A 20,359-nucleotide genomic window follows, 5' to 3' on the forward strand; every position below is an offset into this window, starting at 1 on the left:
CATGGCCTTTTCCACCCAAGACAGCGATGAAGTGCTGAGCGAGATCAACGTCACGCCGCTGGTGGACGTGATGCTGGTGCTGCTGGTGGTGTTCATCGTCACCGCGCCGCTGCTGACCAACGCCATTCCGATCAACCTGCCCAAGACCGAGGCCGTGGCCCCGGTGGAGCAGAAAGACCCGCTGGTGGTGAGCATCGACGGTGCCGGCAAACTCTTTATCAACAAGGACGAGATCCAGCCGGACCTGCTGGAAACCAACTTGCAAGCGGCCAAGGCCAAGGACCCGCAAGTGCGGGTCCAGCTGCAGGCCGACGATGGCGTCAACTACGGCGAAGTGGCCCGAGCCATGGCGTCCATCGAGCGTGCGGGCATCACCAAACTGTCGGTGATTACCGCGCGCTGAGACCGAGCAACAACGCCACGACTTTTCAGGCCGTCTCCTTGGCAGGGTGCGGCCTTTTTTTTGCCTGGCGAAAAAGCCCCCGCAAGAACACCACCGTAATCGCGCCAGCCGTAGGCGCTGGCTTGCCAGCAAAGGCGTCCTTGAGCACGGTGCAAGGCTTGCGGGCCCCTTCGCCGGCAAGCCGGCTCCTACAAGAACACCGCCGTAATCGCGCCAGATGTAGGCGCTGGCTTGCCAGCGAAGACGTCCTTGAGTGCGGTGCAAGGCTTGCGGGCCGTTTCGCCGGCAAGCCGGCTCCTACAAGAACACCGCCGTAATCGCGCCAGATGTAGGCGCTGGCTTGCCAGCGAAGGCGTCCTTGAGTGCGACGCAAGGCTTGCGGGCCTCTTCGCCGGCAAGCCGGCTCCTACGGAGGCCGGGGGGAAGTTTTATATTCGTTTAAGGTATTAATAAATAGCTTCTTATTCCTTAACGAATATAAATCCCCTCCCTATACTCGTCCGGGAACAGACACGCAGCAGGAGAGTTCCCCATGCGCAACGAATCCATTCGCTACTTGATTGTGCCGGGCTGGCAAGGATCGCCAGAAGATCATTGGCAAACCCACTGGCAGAACAGCCTGCCCAACAGCGCGCGGGTGGAGCAGGCCGACTGGCTGACGCCGCGCCGCGAAGATTGGGTGGCGGCCCTGGCCGAGGCCATTGCCGCCGACGACACTCCGGTGATCCTGATTGCCCACAGCCTGGGTTGCATTACCGTGGCTCATTGGGCCGCGCGCGCGCCCGTAGCGGCCCTGCGCCAGGTGCGCGGTGCGTTGCTGGTGGCCCCGGCGGACGTCGAGCGCCCGGCCTGTGCCCCGGCGCTGCGCAATTTCGCGCCGATCCCCCGGCACCTGCTGCCGTTCCCCAGCCAAGTGGTCAGCTCGGATAACGACAGTGCCGTGAGCGCGCCGCGGGCCCTGGAGCTGGCCCGTGACTGGGGCGCCGAAGCCGGGATCCTGGCCGGCGCCGGCCATATCAACGTCAAGTCCGGCCACCATCGCTGGGAGCAGGGTTTCGCCTATCTGTACCGCTTGCAGAACCGCATGGAACAACACGCCCTGCGTCGTGCCTGATCGTCCTTTTTTCGTTTAAACGCCCCGTCCCCCGGCGGTCTGGGGCGGGAGCCTGCCATGAGTGCCCATACCCCATTCGGTCAGCCGTTGCTGACCTTCCCCGATGCCGAGAAAAGCCCCCTGAGCATCCGCGCCAAGGCGCTGGTGTTCGTCGACCCGCGCTCGCGGCAGTTGCGCGAAGAGCTGGAGCAACTGGCGCCGCGTTCGGTTTCGGTACTGATCCGTGGCGAAACCGGCACCGGCAAGGAGCTGCTGGCCCGGCACATCCACCGTGCCAGCGATCGCAGTGGCCTGTTCGTCTCGGTGAACTGCGGCGCCATCAGCCCGACCTACGCCGACGCCGAACTGTTCGGTTATGCCGCCGGCAGTTTCAGCGGTTCGGCCAGCAGCCGCGCCGGCTGGTTCGGCTCGGCCAACGGCGGGACCCTGTACCTGGATGAAATCGGCGACCTGCCGCTGCCGATCCAGACCAAGCTGCTGGCCGCCCTGGAGAACCACGAAGTGACCCGGGTCGGCGCCCAGCAACCGAGCCCGGTGGACGTGCGCCTGGTGGCGGCCACCAGCATCGACCTGGCCCAGGCGGTGGCGGCGGGCAAGTTTCACGAGCGCCTGTATCGCTACCTCAGCGAAGGCCAGCTGGAACTGCCGGCGCTGCGGGAACGGGTGGGAGACATCGAGTCCCTGGCCGAATACTTCCTCGGCATCTACAGCCAGCGCCTGGACCTGCCGGTGCCGCTGATCAGCGAAGCCGCGCAGCAGGCCCTGAATCGCCACAGCTGGCCGGGCAACACCCGGGAGCTGGAGAACGTCATCCACTTTGCGCTGCTGGTCAGCAGCGGCGAGGAGATACTGCCCGAGCACCTCAACCTGCCGCCGACGCCCTCGCCGCTGGAGCAGATCCAGCAGTTGTTGCAGCAGATCGCCGAGATCGGATCCGCTGTCGAGCGCCAGGCGCTGCACCAGTTGCTGCAACGCACCGCCCTGACCTGAAACCCCGGCCACCGTAGGAGTTGGCTTGCCAGCGAAGGCCTCCGCTAGGGCGACGTAGGGCCGGAGGGCCTCTTCGCCGGCAAGCCGGCTCCTGCCAAGACGACTTCAGATCCGACCCGTAGGAGCTGGCTTGCCAGCGAAGGCGTTCGTTAGGGTGATGCAAGGCCTCAGGACCTCTTCGCCGGCAAGGCTGGCCTGGCAGGTGGGAAATCGCAGGCTAGAGCGCCGGGAGGCTGTATGAACAAAATGGAATATGAACGTGAATAAAAGATATTGTTCGGGAATAAAAAATCTCGGTATTGTCCGCCTCACGCCAGCAGTGGCACTTCACTGGCACCTCAATCAGTTCCCTATTTGAAGCCGTCGTCGACCTCGACACCTAAGGACCTTGCATGAAAAAAGTTCTGTTGTTCACCGCACTGGCGGCAGCCCTGAGCGCAGGTATCGCCCAGGCTGGCGAGAAGCTGGTGGTCGCTGCGACCCCGGTGCCCCACGCCGAGATCCTCGAGCTGATCAAGCCGACCCTGGCCAAGGAAGGCGTGGACCTGGAAATCAAGGTCTTCACCGACTACGTGCAGCCCAACGTGCAGGTCGACCAGAAGCGCCTGGACGCCAACTACTTCCAGACCCTGCCCTACCTGAAAAGCTTCAACGAAGGCAAAGGCACCCACCTGGAAACCGTGATCGGCGTGCACGTCGAACCTTTCGGCGGTTACTCGAAGAAGGTCAAGACCCTGGCCGAGCTGAAAGATGGCGCAACCATCGCCATCCCCAACGAAGGCAGCAACAGTGGCCGCGCCCTGATCCTGCTGCAGAAGGCCGGTCTGATCGAGCTCAAGGACCCGAAGAACGCCGTGGCCACGCCCAAGGACATCGCCAAGAACCCGCACAACTTCAAGTTCAAGGAACTTGAGTCGGCCATGCTGCCGCGGGTCCTGGACCAGGTTGACCTGGACATGATCAACACCAACTACGCCCTGGAAGCCGGCCTGAACCCGGCGAAGGATGCGCTGATCATCGAAGGTTCCGATTCGCCTTACGTGAACTACCTGGTGGCTCGCCCGGACAACAAGGACAGCCCGGCCATCCAGAAGTTGGCCAAGGCCCTGACCAGCCCGGAAGTCAAAGCCTTCATCGAGAAAAAATACAGCGGCGCAGTACTGCCGGCGTTCTGATGAACTAGGCTACTGACGCGACAAACCCCTTCAAGGTTTAAACGCCGACGGCTAGCGCAGCGTCGGCGTTTTTTATTGCGCCCGAAAAAACCGTAGGAGCCGGCACCTACACAGGGGCGTTTTTGGCAGTGGGCTGGGTGGCCCGGCGCAGGGCCGCCAGCCATTTCATCAGTTCATGGGGGGCCAGGGGTTGCGGGGTCTTTGCATCGGCCATGGTGGTCGTCCTTGAGAGGTGCAGCGTCCAGTGGGGGGATGGGCGCGAAAGCTCCGTTCGACCCGGTAGAAAAGGTAGTAGCCCTGCGCCAGCCCGGCAAATCCGCGGGTTAGGTTTTTGGGTGATATCAATATGCCTTAACGGTATTTAAATTCTGCTTTTTATAGCTATAAAGTCGCGGCAGCCGGGCGGTTACCCATCGCCCCATGGACTGCACCACCGCCGCTGTATCCCAGCGGCGTCCAGGACTTTCAATGACCCTCGACTACGCCTTTATCCTCAGCACCCTGCCGGCCTTTCTCAAAGCCGTTGGGGTAACCCTGCAGGTCGGCCTGATCGCCATCGGCACTTCCCTGCTGGTGGCCCTGATCAACGCCACGCTCCTGGTATTTCGCACCCCTTACCTGCACCGGTTGATCGGCCTGTACGTGGAACTGGCGCGCAATACACCGCTGCTGATCCAACTGTTCTTCGTCTACTTCGCCTTGCCGGCCCTGGGGATCAAGGTCTCCGGCTTCACCGCGGCGATCATCACCATGACTTTTCTTGGCGGCGCCTACCTCACCGAGGTGCTGCGGGCCGGCGTGGAAGCCGTGCCCCAGGCGCAGCTGGAGTCGGGGCGCTCCATCGGCCTGTCGCAGTGGCAGTTGCTGCGCTACGTGATCCTGCCCCAGGCCGGGATCCTCAGCCTGCCGTCGCTGTTCGCCAATTTCATTTTCCTGCTCAAGGAAACCACCGTGGTCTCGGCGGTGGCAGTGCCGGAAATTCTCTACACCACCAAGAGCTACATCGCCCTGTACTACAAGACCTACGAAATGCTCGCGGTGCTGACGCTGATCTGTGTGCTGTTGTTCCTGCCCCTGTCGCTGTTGCTCAGCCGTCTGGAAAGGAGGTTGCAGCATGGCCAGTTCGGGTCTTGAGCTGTTGCTGGTGTCCCTGCCGCAACTGGCCAGGGGCGCTGCGCAGACCTTGTCGATTTCCTTGCTGAGCATTGCCTTCAGCACCCTGGGCGGCGTGCTCTACGGCGTGCTGCGCAGCCTGCAGCGCAAGGTGCTGGACGTGCCGCTGCGGATCTACCTGGAGCTGTTCCGGGCGATTCCGGTGCTGGTCTGGCTGTACCTGCTGTTCTTCGGTTTTCCGATCTTCTTCGGCATCAGCATTCCCAGCTTTACCTGCGCGGTGCTGGTGTTGTCGCTGTGGGGCGCCAGCGAGGTCGGCGAGGTGGTGCGCGGGGCGCTGCAGTCCCTGCCCCGGGGCCAGCGTGAGGCAGGGCTGTCCATCGGCCTTTCCGGTGCCCAGTTGTACGGCTACGTGTTGCTGCCCCAGGCGCTGAAACGCATGACGCCACCGACCATCAACGTCTACACGCGGATCATCAAGACCAGCTCCCTGGCAGTGCTGATCGGCGTGGTGGACGTGATCAAGGTCGGCCAGCAGATCATCGAGCGCACCTACGAGTCGGTGCTGATCTACGGCGTGCTGTTTCTGTTTTTCTTCTTTATCTGCTACCCGTTGTCGGCCGCCTCCCGCGTGCTGGAACGGCGCTGGACGCAAGCATGAGCGCATTGATCGAGTTCCAGGGTTTCAACAAGTTCTTCGGCCCGCAGCAGGTGCTCAAGGAGGTCGACCTCTGCGTGGCGGCGGGTGAGGTGATCGTCATCCTCGGCCCCAGCGGCTGCGGCAAGAGCACCTTGCTGCGCTGCCTCAATGGCCTGGAAACCGCCCACAGCGGCCACCTGCGTTTTGCCGGGCGCGAACTGCTGAGCCCCGCTACCGACTGGCGCCAGGTGCGCCAGCAGATCGGCATGGTGTTCCAGAGCTATCACCTGTTTCCCCACATGAACGTGCTGGACAACATCCTCCTGGGGCCGCTCAAGGTGCAGAAGCGCGAGCCCCGGGAAGCCCGGGCTCAGGCCGAGGCGCTGCTGGAACGAGTGGGCCTGCTGGACAAGCGCGAGGCCTTTCCCCGGCAGCTTTCCGGCGGCCAGCAGCAACGCATCGCCATCGTCCGTTCGTTGTGCATGAACCCCCAGGTGATGCTGTTCGACGAGGTCACCGCGGCGCTGGACCCGGAGATGGTCAAGGAAGTGCTGCAAGTGATCCAGGGCCTGGCCCGCGACGGCATGACCCTGTTGATCGTCACCCATGAAATGGCCTTCGCCCGGGCCGTGGCCGACCGTGTCGTGTTCATGGACGGCGGGCGCATCGTGGAACAGAACCCCCCCGAGGCTTTCTTCACGAACCCGCAGAGCGCACGCGCGCAGCAGTTCCTGGAGAAGTTCTCCTTCGTTGAAGCACTGCCCAAGAAAGCCCCTAAAAAGGAACTGGAGCTCTTATGAAAACTGCCAAGTCTTCGCTGTTGTTACTGCCGCTGTTCGGTCTGGCCCTGCTGGCCGGCTGCGATAAATCCAATGATGCACCCAAGCCTGCGGCCACGGCCGCCAGCGCCGCGCCGGCGGCCGGCTACCTGGACAAGATCAAGGCCCGGGACAAGCTGATCGTCGGTGTATTCACCGACAAGCCGCCGTTCGGTTTCGTCGATGAAACCGGGCGCTACGTGGGCTTCGATACCGACATCGGCCGGCAATTCGCCAAGGACCTGTTGGGGGACGAGAACAAGGTTGAATTCGTCGCCGTGGAACCGGCCAGCCGCATTCCCTTCCTGCAGAGCGACAAGGTCGACCTGATCCTGGCCAACATGACCGTGACCCCGGAGCGCAAGGAGGCGGTGGAGTTCACCAACCCCAACCTCAAGGTGGCGGTCCAGGCCCTGGTGCCTGAAGGCAGTGAAGTGAAGAGCCTGGATGACCTGGCGAGCCGCACCACCATCGTCACCACCGGCACCACCGCGGACATCTGGCTGACCCAGAACCACCCGGACTGGAAGCTGCTCAAGTTCGAGAAGAACACCGAATCCCTGCAGGCCCTGGCCAATGGCCGTGGCGACGCCTATGCCCAGGACAACCTGATCCTGTTCAGCTGGTCCAAGCAGAACCCGGGCTACCGCGTATTGCCGCAGACCCTGGGCGAACAGGCACCGATCGCCCCGGCGGTGAAGAAGGGCAACATCGAACTGCGGGACTGGGTGAATGCCGAACTGGCCAAACTGGGCGAAGAGAAATACCTGCTCAAGCTGTATGACCAGTACGTGCGCAAGGAACTGAGCGACGACACCAAGCCCGAGAGCGTGATTGTCGAAGGCGGCAAGTGGCAGGGCTGACCCCTCCTCCCTCCGCGTAGGAGCTGGCTTGCCAGCGAAGGCGTCCGCGAGGACGGTGCGGGGCTTGAGGGCCTCTTCGCCAGCAAGCTGGCTCCTACAGTGGGTGTATTTGTAGGAGCTGGCTTGCCAGCGAAGGCGTCCGCGAGGACGGTGCAGGGCTTGAGGGCCTCTTCGCCAGCAAGCTGGCTCCTACAGAGGGTGTATTTGTAGGAGCTGGCTTGCCAGCGAAGGCGTCCGTGAGGACGGTGCAGGGCTTGAGGGCCTCTTCGCCAGCAAGCTGGCTCCTACGGGGGGCATGGCAGTCGGGGCCGGCGGGGAGGGGTCAATCGGGCCAGTTCCACGCCGGTTCGTCCAGCATGCGCTGGCCGACGATGCCGGTCTGGCCCAGTTGTTTCTCCAGCACGATGCAGTTGCATTCGGGGTCTTGCTGCAAGGCTGCGATCAGCCGCCGGGCGTGGGACACCACCCACACCTGGCACTGCTGCGAGGCGCGAATGATCAGGCGCGCCAGGGCCGGCAACAGGTCCGGGTGCAGGCTGGTCTCCGGTTCGTTGAGCACCATCAGGGTCGGTGGTCGTGGGGTCAGCAGGGCCGCTACCAGCAACAGGTAGCGCAAGGTGCCGTCGGACAGTTCCGCGGCCGACAACGGTCGCAACAGGCCTTCCTGATAGAACTGCACCCCGAACAGCCCCCCCGGAACGGCATCGATCTCCAGCCGCGACTCCGGGAAGGCATCGCTGATGGTTTCGTGCAATGCCTGCTGATCGCCCACTTCGATGATGGTCTGCAACGCGGCGGCCAGGTCCCGGCCATCGTGGTGCAGCACCGGGGTGCGGGTGCCCAGTTGTGGTCGGCGCGCGGGTGCCTGGCTGTCGGTGCGCAAGTGGTCATAAAAACGCCAGCCACGGATCTGCTCGCGCAGATGCAGGACCTCGGGCGATGAACTCAGGTTGCCCACCCGGTCGAACAGGCTGTCGCCGCTGCTCGTGTGCTGCGCCAGCACCTCCCATTGGCGGCCCGCACGGGCTCGTATCATCGGGCCCTGGCGGTCCACCAGGGCACTGGCCGAGCGGTACAGGGGCCCGCCCCAGATGCTCTCGCGCTTGATCCACGGGTCGAGAGTGAAGCGCGAGGCAATCGGCGAGCTGTGCCCGGGCAACATGAAATGGCCGCTGGAATCCGGCAGCCCCAGGCTGATCGCGTACCCGAAGTCCTCACCGGCAAAGCCCAGTTGCAGGCGTCTGGCGGCCTTGCGCGGCCCGCCCTGGATCGGCACCTCGCCCTGGCTCATGCGTCGGCTGATCTGTTCCGGCCCGGCCCAATACGTCGATTCCAGCCCGCCTTCCTTGGCCAGGGCGTTGACCACGCCGCCCTGGGCGGTCTCCGCCAGCAGGCGCAGGGCGCGGTACAGGTTGGACTTGCCGCTGCCGTTGGCGCCGGTGACCAGGTTCAGCCGACCCAGGGGGATCACCAGTTTGTTGATGGAGCGGTAGTTGGCCACCGCCAGGGTCTTGAGCATGCCGGGTCTCCTGTTGCGTGGTGCGCAGTGTGCCTGATTTGTGGAGCCGCAGCTTGCTTGCGGCGGCCCTCGAAACCGACGTTGTGCTTGCCAGGATAGAGCGCGTCGAGGGCCGTTGCGGCTGCTGCGCCCCGGGGTGCCGGCCGGCCAGCGGGAGCAAGCTCCGCGCCACCGAAACCCTCTCTGATGAGACTGGCGTGCAGCGGTTGAACCCTGTTCTAAGCTCACAGTCGTAACGTCACTGGCGAGACAGCATCACGCAAAAGGAGCCTGCATGGCTGCGTTCAATTCGAAGTGGATAGTGGGATTGACCCTGTTGCTGCTGCTTGGCGGCTGCGGGGCGGAAAAGCCCGGGGAAAAGGAGCGCCCGCGGGTGCGCATCCTGGAGGTGCAGAGCAGTGACTTCGCCCCTTCGGTGACCCTGACCGGTGACGTCCAGGCCCGGGTGCAGACCGAACTGTCGTTCCGCGTCGGCGGCAAGATCATCCAGCGCATGGTCGATGTCGGCGATCGGGTTACCGCGCAACAGGTGCTGGCCAAGCTCGATCCCAAGGACCTGCAGACCAATGTCGATTCTGCCGCGGCCTCGGTGTTCGCCGAGCAGGCCCGGGTCAAGCAGGCCGGCGCGGCGTTTGTCCGCCAGCAGAAGCTCTTGCCCAAGGGCTACACCAGCCAGAGCGAATACGATTCGGCCCAGGCCGCCCTGCGCAGCAGCCAGAGCGCCCTGAGCGCGGCCCAGGCGCAACTGGCCAACGCCCGCGAGCAACTGAGCTACACCGAGCTGGTGGCCGAGGCTCCTGGGGTGATCACCGCGCGCCAGGCCGAGGTCGGCCAGGTGGTGCAGGCCACGGTGCCGATCTTCAGCCTGGCCCGGGATGGCGAGCGCGATGCGGTGTTCAACGTCTACGAGTCGCTGCTGATGCAGCCACCGGGCCAGGAAACCATTCACATCAGCCTGCTGGACAACCCCAAGGTGACCACCACGGGCAAGGTCCGCGAGGTGACGCCGGTGGTCTCGGCCCAGAGCGGCACGGTGCAGGTCAAGGTGGTGCTCGATTCGTTGCCGGCGGGCATGGACCTGGGCTCGGTGGTCAGCGCCACCGCCCGGGCCCATGGCAAGGCCAGTGTGGTGCTGCCCTGGTCGGCCCTGACCAAGAATCTCAGCGAGCCTGCCGTGTGGCTGGTGGGCGAGGACGGCAAGACGGCCCTGCACACGGTGAAGGTCGGGCGCTACCTCACCGGCAAGGTGATCATCAGCGACGGCCTCAAGGGCGGCGAGAAAGTGGTGGTGGCGGGTGGGCAGTTGCTGCACCCGGGGATGTTCGTGGAGATCGCCTCGCAAACGAGCGACCAGGGAGCACAGCCATGAAGCGCCTGCTGCCGTTGTTGTGTGCCAGCGCCTTGTTGCTGGGCTGCTCCAGGGAAGAGCCGGCGCCGGAGCCGGTGCGCCCGGTGCTGTCGTTCCGGGTGGCGCCCCAGGCCGAGGAAAGCCTGGGGCGTTTTGCCGGCACCATCCAGGCCCGCTACGAGACCAACCTGGGCTTCCGGGTGCCGGGGCGCATTGCCAACCGCAATGTCGATGTCGGTGCCGAAGTGGGCCCCGGGGACTTGCTGGCCACTCTGGACCCCACCGACCAGCAGAACCAGCTGCGGGCCGCCCAGGGCGACCTGGCCAAGGTCGAGGCGCAGTGGATCAACGCCCAGGCCAATGCCCGGCGCCAGCAGGAACTGTTCGATCGCGGCGTGGGCGCCCAGGCGCAACTGGACATCGCCCAGACCGACCTGAAGACCACCGGTGCCTCCCTGGACCAGGCCAAGGCCTCGGTGCGCCAGGCCCGGGACCAGCTCAACTACAGCGAACTGCGCAGCGATCACGGCGGCGTGATCACCGCCTGGAACGCCGAGGCCGGGCAGGTGGTGACCGCCGGCCAGCAAGTGGTGACCCTGGCCCGGCCGGAGATCAAGGAAGCGGTGATCGACCTGCCGGCCAGCCTGGTGGACCAGTTGCCGGCCGGTGTGGAGTTCAAGGTCGCGGCACAGCTGGATCCGAGCATCAGCACCACCGCCACGGTGCGTGAGATCGAACCCCAGGCCCAGAGTGCAACCCGTACCCGCCGCGCCCGCCTGACCCTCAAGGACACGCCCGAGGCCTTTCGCCTGGGCACCGCCATCAGCGTGACCCTGAGCTCGGCCATCGAGCCGCGCACCGAGGTGCCGTTGACCGCCCTGCAAGAGGTGCAGGGCAAGACCCGGATCTGGATCGTCGACCCCCAGAGCCAGACGGTGGCTCCGCGCGAGGTCACGGTGCTCAGCCGCGACAGCGCTTCGGCGTTGATCAGCCAGGGCGTCAAGTCCGGCGAGCGGGTGGTCAGTGCCGGGGTCAACAGCCTCAAGCCGGGGCAGAAAGTCAAAATCGATGAGGACCGCGCACAATGACGCCCGACAGCAAAGGGAGCTTCAACCTGTCCGAGTGGGCGATCAAGCATCAGTCCTTCGTCTGGTACCTGATGTTCGTCGCGCTGCTGATGGGCGTGTTTTCCTACATGAATTTGGGGCGCGAGGAAGACCCCTCCTTCACCATCAAGACCATGGTCATCCAGACCCGCTGGCCCGGTGCGACCCAGGAAGAAACCCTGAAGCAGGTCACCGACCGCATCGAGAAGAAACTCGAAGAGCTGGACTCGCTGGACTACGTGAAAAGCTACACCCGCCCCGGCGAATCGACGGTTTTCGTCTACCTGCGCGACACCACCAGTGCCAAGGACATTCCCGAGATCTGGTACCAGGTGCGCAAGAAGATCAACGACATCCGCGGCGACTTTCCCCAGGGCCTGCAGGGCCCGGGGTTCAACGATGAGTTCGGCGATGTGTTCGGCTCGATCTACGCCTTCACCGCCGATGGCCTGAGCATGCGCCAGCTGCGCGACTACGTGGAACAGGTACGGGCGCAGATCCGCGAAGTGCCGAACCTGGGCAAGGTGGAGATGGTCGGCGAGCAGGACGAAGTCATCTACCTGAACTTCTCCACCCGCAAGCTGGCGGCCCTGGGCATCGACCAGCGCCAGGTCCTGCAGAGCCTGCAATCGCAGAACGCGGTGACCCCGGCCGGGGTGATCGAGGCAGGGCCGGAGCGCATCTCGGTGCGCACGTCCGGGCAGTTCGCCTCGGAGAAGGACCTGGCCACGGTCAACCTGCGGCTCAACGACCGCTTCTACCGGCTGGCGGACATCGCCGAGATCAGCCGCGGCTATGTCGACCCTTCCACGCCGCTGTTCCGCTTCAATGGCAAGCCGGCCATCGGCCTGGCGATCGCCATGAAGAAGGGCGGCAACATCCAGGACTTCGGCAAGGCCTTGCACGCCCGCATGGACCAGCTCACCGCCGACCTGCCGGTGGGCGTCGGGGTGCACAAGGTTTCCGACCAGGCCGAGGTGGTGGAAGAGGCAGTGGGCGGTTTCACCAGTGCCCTGTTCGAGGCGGTGATCATCGTGCTGGTGGTGAGTTTCATCAGCCTCGGGGTCCGCGCCGGGCTGGTGGTGGCCTGCTCGATTCCGCTGGTGCTGGCCATGGTCTTCGTGTTCATGGAGTACAGCGGCATCACCATGCAGCGGATCTCCCTGGGGGCGCTGATCATCGCCCTGGGGCTGCTGGTGGATGACGCGATGATTACCGTGGAAATGATGGTCACGCGGCTGGAGAAGGGCGAGAGCAAGGAGCAGGCAGCGACCTTCGCCTACACCTCCACCGCCTTTCCCATGCTCACCGGGACCCTGGTGACCGTGGCCGGCTTCGTGCCCATCGGCCTCAACGCCAGTTCTGCCGGTGAGTACACCTTTACCCTGTTCGCGGTGATCGCGGTGGCCATGCTGGTGTCGTGGATAGTCGCGGTGCTGTTTGCCCCGGTGATCGGCATCCACATCCTCAGCACCAACGTCAAACCCCATTCCGATGAGCCGGGGCGTATCGGACGGGCCTTCAACGGTGGCCTGCTGTGGGCCATGCGCAACCGCTGGTGGGCCATCGGCATCACCGTGCTGCTGTTCGTGGCTTCGGTGTTCTGCATGCGTTTCGTGCAGAACCAGTTCTTCCCGTCATCGGACCGGCCGGAGATCCTCGTTGACCTCAACCTGCCGCAGAACGCTTCGATCAACGAGACCCGCCAGGCCGTGGACCGCCTGGAGGCCACCCTCAAGGACGACCCGGATATCGAGCGCTGGAGCACCTACATCGGCGAGGGCGCGATCCGTTTCTACCTGCCCCTGGACCAGCAACTGCAGAACCCCTACTACGCCCAGCTGGTGATCGTCAGCAAGGGCCTGGAGCAGCGCACGGCCCTGACCCAGCGCTTGCAGAAACGCCTGCGGGAAGATTTCGTCGGCATCGGCAGCTATGTGCAGGCCCTGGAAATGGGCCCGCCGGTGGGGCGGCCGATTCAGTACCGGGTCAGTGGCAAGGACATCGACCAGGTGCGCAAGCACGCTATCGAACTGGCCACCGAGCTGGACAAGAACCCGCACATCGGCGAGATCATCTACGACTGGAACGAGCCCGGCAAAGTGCTGCGCATCGACATCGCCCAGGACAAGGCGCGGCAACTGGGGCTGTCCTCAGAAGACGTGGCGCAGTTGATGAACAGCATCGTCAGCGGCTCCACCGTGACCCAGGTGCATGACGACATCTACCTGATCAACGTGGTCGGTCGCGCCGACGACAACGAGCGCGGCTCCCCGGAAACCCTGCAGAACCTGCAGATCGTCACCCCCAACGGCACTTCGATCCCGCTGCTGGCGTTCGCCAGCGTGCGCTACGAGCTGGAGCAGCCGCTGGTGTGGCGTCGCGACCGCAAGCCGACCATCACCATCAAGGCCGCGGTGCGCGATGCGATCCAGCCCACCGACCTGGTCAAGCAACTGAAGCCGGACATCGACCATTTCGCCGCGCAACTGCCCGCCGGCTATTCGGTGGCCACCGGCGGCACCGTGGAGGAAAGCGGCAAGGCCCAGGGGCCGATCGCCAAGGTGGTGCCGCTGATGCTGTTCCTCATGGCGACCTTCCTGATGATCCAGCTGCACAGCGTGCAGAAGCTGTTCCTGGTGGCCAGCGTGGCGCCCCTGGGGCTGATCGGCGTGGTCCTGGCCCTGGTGCCCACGGGCACGCCCATGGGCTTTGTGGCGATCCTCGGGATCCTGGCGCTGATCGGCATCATCATCCGCAACTCGGTGATCCTGGTGACCCAGATCGACGAATACGAGCGTGAGGGCTATCACCCCTGGGACGCGGTGCTGGAAGCCACCCACCATCGACGGCGGCCGATCCTGCTGACCGCGGCGGCGGCCAGCCTGGGGATGATCCCGATTGCCCGGGAAGTGTTCTGGGGGCCGATGGCCTACGCCATGATCGGCGGCATCATCGTTGCCACCTTGCTCACCCTGCTGTTCCTCCCGGCGCTGTACGTGGCCTGGTACAAGATCAAGGAACCGAGCAAGGACACCGAGCGCACCCGGCCCACGGCCTCGTAGGCGCTGGCTATTTCCGTAGGGGCTGGCTTGCCAGCGAAGAGGCCCGAGAGACAGGCGCCTGACTCGCAAGTGCCTTCGCCGGCAAGCCGGCTCCTACGGGGTATGCGGCGTTGCAGAGGGCGTAGGCCCCCCACGGCCTCGTAGGAGCTGGCGAGCCGGCTCCTCGCAGGGGGATCAGGCCTTGCGCCAGACGCTGGCCAGCCACGGTTGCTGTTCCCGAGGCAGGCCGGCGGGGCGGTAGTAGTGTTCCAGCTCGACGAACCCGGCATCCGTCAGCAACGCCTGCCAGGCCGCCAGGTCGTGGTAGGCACCATAGCGCGGGCCGTTCCAGCCTTCCTGGTTGTCACCCCGGGGATTGGAGCTGAACAGCACGCCGCCGTCCTTCAGGCTGGCATGCAGTTGCTTGAGCACCCGCGGCAGTTCCTGGCGGGGAATGTGGAACAGCACCGCGTTGGCGAAGATCCCGTCGAAGCGTTCAGCCGGCAGGTCGAGCTTGAGGAAGTCCTGCTGCCAGACCTCGCAGCCACTGTCTTCCCGGGCCATCTGGGCGAAGCGCTCGCAGCCGTCGAGGCCGACGGCGACATGGCCCAGGCGGGTAAAGGCCTGCAGGTCGCGGCCGGGGCCGCAGCCAAAATCCAGCACGGTGAATGGCGCCGGGCCCTGGATATGCCGCAGCAGCGCGTCGATGTTCTGGCTGACGTCGTGGTCGCGGGTGCCTTCACGAAAGTCTTCGGCCACCTGCTGGTAGTGGCCGAGGGTGGTTGCGGTGATGCTGTCGAGATCGTCGGGGGCGAGTTTCATGGCGGGCTGCGTGGCTAGAGAGGAGGCGGCCAATATACCGCCAATGACGGCCTGGCGGCCTGTTCGCGAGCGAGCTCGCTCCTACGGGATGATCATCGTCCTTGGTAGGAGCGAGCTTGCTCGCGAAGGCGTCCGAACGGACACCACAGCCCTCAGCGCTTGTTCAGCACCCGCGCCAGGCGGTCGCCACCCAGCTGGATCGCGGCTACCAGAATCACCAGCAGCACGATCACCGTGAGCATGATCTGGCTGTCGAAACGCTGATAACCGTAGCGGTAGGCAATGTCCCCCAGGCCGCCCGCGCCAATCGCCCCGGCCATGGCCGAGGAGTTGATCATGGTCACCAGGGTGATGGTGAAGCCGCCGACGATGCCCGGCAGCGCCTCGGGCAGCAGCACGTGCCAGACGATATGCCAGCGTCGGCAACCCATGGCCTGGGCGGCCTCGATCAGGCCGTGGTCGACCTCACGCAGGCTGACTTCGGCGATCCGCGCAAAGAACGGCGTGGCGGCGATGGTCAGCGGCACCACGGCGGCCCACACGCCATAGGTGGTGCCGACGATCAGCCGGGTAAAGGGGATCAGCGCCACCATCAGGATCAGGAACGGGATCGAGCGGAACAGGTTCACAAAGGCCCCCAGCGCCCGGTTCAGGTTCGGCGCCTCGTAGATCCCGCCCTTGCCGCTGGTGACCAGGATCACCGCCAGGGGAATCCCCGCCAGCAGGGCAATCAGCGAGGACACGCCGACCATCAGCAGGGTGTCGAGAATGCCCTGCAACAAGCGATCAAACCACATAGCCCAGTACCTCCACTTGCTGTGCCCATTGCCCGGCGCGCTGGCGCAGTTGCGCAGCCTCCAGGGACGAGCCCTGGACCGCCAGCAGCAGTTGCCCCAGGGCGTGGCCCTGGATGCGTTCCACGCCGCCTTGCAGCAGGCGTACGCGGCCGCCCAGGGCGCCGAACAGCGCCGCCAGGTCCGGTTCCTCATGGCTGCTGCCGGTGAAGCGCAGGCTCAGCACCAGCGCCGCATCGGAAGACGTCGGATGGCTTTGCAGGCGGTTCTGCAGTTCTTCCGGCAGGCCGTGCTGCAGGGGCGCCAGCAGGGTCTTGCTGACCTCGTGCTGCGGGTTGCCGAAGACTTCCCAGACCGGCCCCTGCTCGACGATGCGCCCGTGCTCCAGTACCACCACCCGGTCGCAGATATCGCGGATCACCGCCATCTCGTGGGTGATCAGGATGATGGTCAGTCCCAGGCGCTGGTTGATCTCTTTCAGCAGGCCGAGGATCGACTGGGTGGTTTCCGGGTCCAGGGCCGAAGTGGCCTCGTCGCACAGCAGGATCTCGGGATCGTGGACCAGGGCCCGGGCGATCCCCACTCGCTGCTTCTGGCCGCCGGACAACTGCGCCGGGTAGGCCTGGTGCTTGTCCTTGAGGCCCACCAGTTCCAGCAGCTCGCGGACCTTGCGCTGGCGCTCGGCCTTGGGCACCCCGGCCACCTTCAGCGGCAGCTCGACGTTGTGCCACACGGTCTTGGCCGACATCAGGTTGAAGTGCTGGAAGATCATGCCGATGCGCCGGCGCAGGGCCACCAGGCGGTCTTCGTCGAAGTCGCCGATGTCCACCTGGTCGATCAGCACCCGGCCGCTGCTGGGCTGCTCCAGGCGGTTGATGGTGCGGATCAGCGACGACTTGCCGGCGCCGCTGCGGCCGATGATGCCGAACACCTCGCCGCGCTGGATCGAGAGGTCGATATCGTGCAAGGCCTGCACCGGACCCTGCTGGCCCTGGTAGGTCTTGCCCAGGCCGATAAAGCGCACCTGGGCGCGATTCAGTTCGGGGTGCAGCTCGGTCTGCTCGGCGCGCCGGGGCGCCGCTTCCGGCAGCTTGCGCTGTAGCGTCGCGACACTCATCTCAACCTTCCCAGCCGGCTTGGTAGAGCTTGCCGTGGGCTTTGTCCAGAGCGTCGCGAACGGCAGGCGAGTGCTGGTAGATGTCGACGAACTTGATCAGCCGCGGGTCGTTCTTGCTCTTGGGCTGGATGACGAACTGGATCACGTATTCCTTGTGGTCCAGGCCGTCGAACAGCAGCGCCGAGCCGGCATCGAAGGTCTTGGCCAGGCGGATGTAGGCCGGGTAGCCCTGGACCAGGTCAGCGTCGTCATAGGCGCGCACCAGCTGCACGGCTTCGACCTGGAGGATCTTGATCTTCTTCGGGTTGCTGACGATGTCTTCTTCGGTGGCCTTGTAGCCAACGCCCGGCTTGAGGGTGATCAGCCCGGCCTTGGCCAGCAGTTGCAGGCCGCGCCCGCTGTTGATCGGGTCGTTGGCGATGGCCACGCTGGCGCCTTGTGGCAGTTCGTCGAAGCTTTTGTATTTCTTCGAGTACAGGCCGACGTTGTTGATGATGCCCGGGGCGAAGGGCACCAGGTCGAAACCGGCGGCGGCCTTGGCGTTTTCCAGGAACGGGATGTGCTGGAAGTAGTTCACGTCGATGTCACCGGCGGCCAGGCTGACGTTGGGCGCGATCCAGTCGGTGAACTCCACCAGCTCGACTTTCAGGCCCTGCTTGCCGGCCTCTTCCACGGCGGCCTCCAGGGGAATGGCGAAGGCGGCGGTGGTGCCGACCTTGAGCGGCGCGTCGGCGGCGAAGACGGCGCTGCTGAACAGGCCGAGGGCGAGGGCCAGGGCTTTGACCGGGTGGCGCAGGCGTTTGCTTTTCATGTGGGTCAGGGTCCAAGTCGGGGCGAGGGAATGTGCAGGTTTTGCGGGCCTCTTCGCTGGCAAGCCAGCTCCTACAGGTGAGGTGTGCAGGAGCCGGCTTGCCGGCGAAGCGTTTAGCGGCGGTAGGCCGCGCCGGTGTGTTGTTCGGGCAGCTTGCGGCCCTGGCGGAAGAGCTTTTCCCGCAGGGTGCCATCGTCGTAGGCGGTCTTGTAGGAGCCGCGGCGCTGCAGTTCGGGGATGACCAGGTCGATGAAGTCGACGTAGCTTTCCGGGGTGACGATGCGGGTCAGGTTGAAGCCGTCCAGGCCGGTTTCGGCGATCCAGGATTCCAGGTCGTCGGCCACCTGCTGCGGCGAGCCGACCACGGTGAAGTAGCGGCCGCCCAGGGCGTGCTGGTCCAGCAGCTTGCGCCGGGTCCAGTCGTTGTTCTGCAGGTTCTTGGTGGCCGACTGGATGGCATTGCTCTTCACGTACTGGATCGGCTCGTCGATCTCGTACTGGGAAAAATCGATTCCGGTGGACGCGGAAAAATGCGCCACGCCGGCTTCGGCGCTGGCATGGCTGCGGTATTCGGCGTGCTTCTTCCAGGCCAGCTCCTCGGTCTCGCCGACTATCACGTTGAGGCCCATGAACACCTTGATGTCCTCGGGATTGCGCCCGGCGGCCACGGCGCTGGCGCGGACCTTGTCCACCTGGGCCTTGGTCGCGGCTTTGTTTTGCCCACTGATGAACACGCACTCGGCGTGGCGCCCGGCGAACAGCAGGCCGCGATCCGAGCTGCCGGCCTGAAACAGCACCGGGGTGCGCTGCGGTGACGGTTCGCACAAGTGATAACCGCTGACCTGGTAGAACTCGCCCTGGTGCTCGACCTTGTGCACTTTGTCCGGCTGGGCATATATGCGCTGCTCGCGGTCATTGAGTACCGCGTCGTCTTCCCAGCTGCCTTCCCAGAGTTTGTACAGCACCTCCAGGTACTCGTCGGCCTGGTCGTAGCGGCGGTCGTGTTCGATCTGCTCCTTGAGCCCCATGGCCTGGGCGGCGCTGTCCAGGTAGCCGGTGACGATGTTCCAACCGACCCGGCCACGGCTCAGGTGGTCAAGGGTGGAAAGGCGCCGGGCGAACAGGTAGGGCGCCTCGTAGGTGAGGTTGGCGGTCAGACCGAACCCCAGGTTCTTGGTGACAGCGGCCATGGCCGAGACCAGCAGCAGCGGGTCGTTGACCGGCAGTTGGATCGACTCCTTGAGGGGCACATCCACCGAGTTCTGGTAGACGTCGTAGACCCCGACGATGTCGGCGATGAACAGCCCGTCGAACAGCCCGCGCTCCAGCAACTGAGCCAGTTCGGTCCAGTATTCGAGGGTCTTGTACTGGGTCGAATTGTCCCGGGGGTGGGTCCACAGGCCGTGGTTGATGTGCCCGACGCAGTTCATGTTGAAGGCGTTGAGCAGGATCTTCTTCTTGGTGGTTTGTGGCGCGGCCATCAGATGGTCCCCCGCAGCGGCGGGTTCTGCTGGTTCAGGTAGTAGTTGCCCACCGCGTGGTACTTCCAGCGCACCGGGTCGTGCAGGGTGTGTACCCGGGCATTGCGCCAGTGGCGGTCCAGGCCATGCTCGGCCAGGGTCGCCTGGCTGCCCGCCAGTTCGAACAGGGTGCTGCCGGCGGCCAGGGAGATTTCCGTGCTCAGGGCGCGGACCTCGGCCACGGCGATGGACGCGGCGGCCACGGTGTCGGCGTTGGTGTCGGCCTGGGCCCGGTCGAGGAACTCCCCGGCGCGTTCCAGCAGGGCCTCGGTGGCGTGCAGGCGGATGCTCAGGTGGCCGAAGCTCTTGATGGTCAGCGGGTCGTCGGTGGCCTTGTCGTTGCCGGAGTCGATCCACGGCCGGGTCTTGGTGCGCACAAAGCGCAGGGCGTCTTCATAGGCGGCGCGGGCGATGCCGGTGTCGATGGCGGCGTGAAGGATCTGCGCCAGCGGGCCGACTGGGGTCGGGCGCTCGAAGGCGCTCTGGAACGGCACCACGTCGGCCTCGTCCACCCACACGTTGTCGAATTGCACCGAGCCGCTGCCGGTGGTGCGCTGGCCGAAGCCGCTCCAGTCGTCGATCACGTCCAGGCCCTGGGCGTCGGCGGGGACGAAGGCCAGTTGCTGCACGCCGTGTTCATCCACCACCGAGGTGGGGATGCGCTGGGCGTAGAGGGCGCCGGTGGCGTAGAACTTGCGCCCGTCGATGCGGTAGCCCGGGCCGTTGCTGTCGCGGCTCAGGCGGGTGGTGCGGTCGTGGGCGGTCTTGGTGCCCAGCTCGGCCAGGGCGTTGCCGAAACGCCGGCCGGCCAGGACTTCGGCATACAGCCGCTGCTTCTGCGGCTCGCTGCCATTCACCCGCAGCACTTCCAGGGCGTAGAAATGGTTCTGCGGGATCTGCCCCAGGGAGGCGTCGGCCTCGGCGATCAGGGCGATGACCTTGGCCAGGGTGACGTTGGAAACCCCGGCGCCGCCGTATTCCTTGGGCACGCTGATGCCCCACAGGCCGGAGCGGGAAAAGGCTTCCAGCTCGGGGTGCGGCAGGCGCCGCTCGCGGTCGCGCAGGGCGCTGTCGCGCTTGAAATCTTCCGCCAGGTCGCTGGCGACAATCAGGGCTTGCTCATCGCTGGTAATGACCGCGACGTGTTGGGAAAGAGACATGT

The 20,359-nt window shown here is 65.1% G+C and carries 18 protein-coding genes; 11 read left to right on the forward strand and 7 right to left on the reverse strand.

Annotation, left to right across the window (positions count from 1 at the left end):
- Window position 1 precedes the first annotated feature (1 nt).
- From AC07R1_RS22465 to AC07R1_RS22500, 8 genes are all read left to right on the forward strand, one after another.
- Complete coding sequence (locus AC07R1_RS22465) at window positions 2-403, forward strand: ExbD/TolR family protein (protein ID WP_011058607.1); 402 nt, start codon at window positions 2-4, stop codon at window positions 401-403.
- 532 nt (window positions 404-935) lie between these two features.
- Complete coding sequence (locus tag AC07R1_RS22470) at window positions 936-1,517, forward strand: alpha/beta hydrolase (protein WP_011058608.1); 582 nt, start codon at window positions 936-938, stop codon at window positions 1,515-1,517.
- 57 nt (window positions 1,518-1,574) lie between these two features.
- Entirely contained in the window at window positions 1,575-2,507 is a 933-nt protein-coding gene (locus AC07R1_RS22475) for a sigma 54-interacting transcriptional regulator (RefSeq protein ID WP_011058609.1), read from the forward strand.
- Window positions 2,508-2,899: 392 nt separating this feature from the next.
- Window positions 2,900-3,682 (forward strand): MetQ/NlpA family ABC transporter substrate-binding protein, encoded by a 783-nt coding sequence (locus tag AC07R1_RS22480; RefSeq protein ID WP_011058610.1) that lies wholly within the window; start codon window positions 2,900-2,902, stop codon window positions 3,680-3,682.
- 468 nt (window positions 3,683-4,150) lie between these two features.
- Complete coding sequence (locus tag AC07R1_RS22485) at window positions 4,151-4,816, forward strand: amino acid ABC transporter permease (RefSeq protein WP_011058611.1); 666 nt, start codon at window positions 4,151-4,153, stop codon at window positions 4,814-4,816.
- Complete coding sequence (locus AC07R1_RS22490; RefSeq protein ID WP_015633731.1) at window positions 4,797-5,456, forward strand: amino acid ABC transporter permease; 660 nt, start codon at window positions 4,797-4,799, stop codon at window positions 5,454-5,456. The genes AC07R1_RS22485 and AC07R1_RS22490 overlap by 20 nt, the downstream gene beginning before the upstream one ends.
- Window positions 5,453-6,235, forward strand: coding sequence for an amino acid ABC transporter ATP-binding protein (locus AC07R1_RS22495; protein ID WP_495110954.1), 783 nt, complete (start codon window positions 5,453-5,455; stop codon window positions 6,233-6,235). Before AC07R1_RS22490 ends, AC07R1_RS22495 begins: the two co-directional genes overlap by 4 nt.
- The gene (locus AC07R1_RS22500; RefSeq protein ID WP_019095357.1) at window positions 6,232-7,116 is read left to right on the forward strand and encodes a transporter substrate-binding domain-containing protein; all 885 of its coding nucleotides are present in this window, start codon (window positions 6,232-6,234) and stop codon (window positions 7,114-7,116) included. Before AC07R1_RS22495 ends, AC07R1_RS22500 begins: the two co-directional genes overlap by 4 nt.
- A gap of 322 nt (window positions 7,117-7,438) precedes the next feature.
- Here AC07R1_RS22500 and AC07R1_RS22505 read toward each other — a convergent pair whose 3' ends face one another.
- Window positions 7,439-8,635 (reverse strand): AAA family ATPase, encoded by a 1,197-nt coding sequence (locus tag AC07R1_RS22505; RefSeq protein ID WP_011058615.1) that lies wholly within the window; start codon window positions 8,633-8,635, stop codon window positions 7,439-7,441.
- Between the two features lie 274 nt (window positions 8,636-8,909).
- Between AC07R1_RS22505 and AC07R1_RS22510 the strand changes: the two genes are divergently transcribed.
- The 3 genes from AC07R1_RS22510 to AC07R1_RS22520 are packed head-to-tail and all read left to right on the forward strand — an operon-like array spanning window position 8,910 to window position 14,154.
- A complete protein-coding gene (locus AC07R1_RS22510; RefSeq protein WP_011058616.1) occupies window positions 8,910-10,004 on the forward strand; it encodes an efflux RND transporter periplasmic adaptor subunit in 1,095 nt (364 codons plus the stop codon).
- Entirely contained in the window at window positions 10,001-11,071 is a 1,071-nt protein-coding gene (locus tag AC07R1_RS22515) for an efflux RND transporter periplasmic adaptor subunit (RefSeq protein ID WP_072443775.1), read from the forward strand. The genes AC07R1_RS22510 and AC07R1_RS22515 overlap by 4 nt, the downstream gene beginning before the upstream one ends.
- Window positions 11,068-14,154 (forward strand): efflux RND transporter permease subunit, encoded by a 3,087-nt coding sequence (locus AC07R1_RS22520; RefSeq protein WP_011058618.1) that lies wholly within the window; start codon window positions 11,068-11,070, stop codon window positions 14,152-14,154. The genes AC07R1_RS22515 and AC07R1_RS22520 overlap by 4 nt, the downstream gene beginning before the upstream one ends.
- A 174-nt stretch (window positions 14,155-14,328) precedes the next feature.
- Here AC07R1_RS22520 and AC07R1_RS22525 read toward each other — a convergent pair whose 3' ends face one another.
- The 6 genes from AC07R1_RS22525 to AC07R1_RS22550 all read right to left on the reverse strand — a co-directional run bounded on the left by AC07R1_RS22525 (window position 14,329) and on the right by AC07R1_RS22550 (window position 20,357).
- Complete coding sequence (locus AC07R1_RS22525) at window positions 14,329-14,955, reverse strand: class I SAM-dependent methyltransferase (protein ID WP_103407118.1); 627 nt, start codon at window positions 14,953-14,955, stop codon at window positions 14,329-14,331.
- Window positions 14,956-15,107: 152 nt separating this feature from the next.
- Complete coding sequence (locus AC07R1_RS22530; RefSeq protein WP_011058620.1) at window positions 15,108-15,752, reverse strand: methionine ABC transporter permease; 645 nt, start codon at window positions 15,750-15,752, stop codon at window positions 15,108-15,110.
- Entirely contained in the window at window positions 15,742-16,866 is a 1,125-nt protein-coding gene (locus AC07R1_RS22535) for a methionine ABC transporter ATP-binding protein (RefSeq protein WP_123397760.1), read from the reverse strand. The genes AC07R1_RS22530 and AC07R1_RS22535 overlap by 11 nt, the downstream gene beginning before the upstream one ends.
- A gap of 1 nt (window position 16,867) precedes the next feature.
- The gene (locus AC07R1_RS22540; RefSeq protein WP_492618075.1) at window positions 16,868-17,677 is read right to left on the reverse strand and encodes a MetQ/NlpA family ABC transporter substrate-binding protein; all 810 of its coding nucleotides are present in this window, start codon (window positions 17,675-17,677) and stop codon (window positions 16,868-16,870) included.
- 113 nt (window positions 17,678-17,790) lie between these two features.
- Window positions 17,791-19,158, reverse strand: a complete 1,368-nt coding sequence (locus tag AC07R1_RS22545; RefSeq protein ID WP_065364776.1) for an LLM class flavin-dependent oxidoreductase — start codon at window positions 19,156-19,158, stop codon at window positions 17,791-17,793.
- The gene (locus AC07R1_RS22550) at window positions 19,158-20,357 is read right to left on the reverse strand and encodes an SfnB family sulfur acquisition oxidoreductase (protein WP_015633742.1); all 1,200 of its coding nucleotides are present in this window, start codon (window positions 20,355-20,357) and stop codon (window positions 19,158-19,160) included. Before AC07R1_RS22550 ends, AC07R1_RS22545 begins: the two co-directional genes overlap by 1 nt.
- Window positions 20,358-20,359 lie beyond the last annotated feature (2 nt).

The organism is Pseudomonas sp. GW821-FHT07F01, from assembly GCF_059418825.1.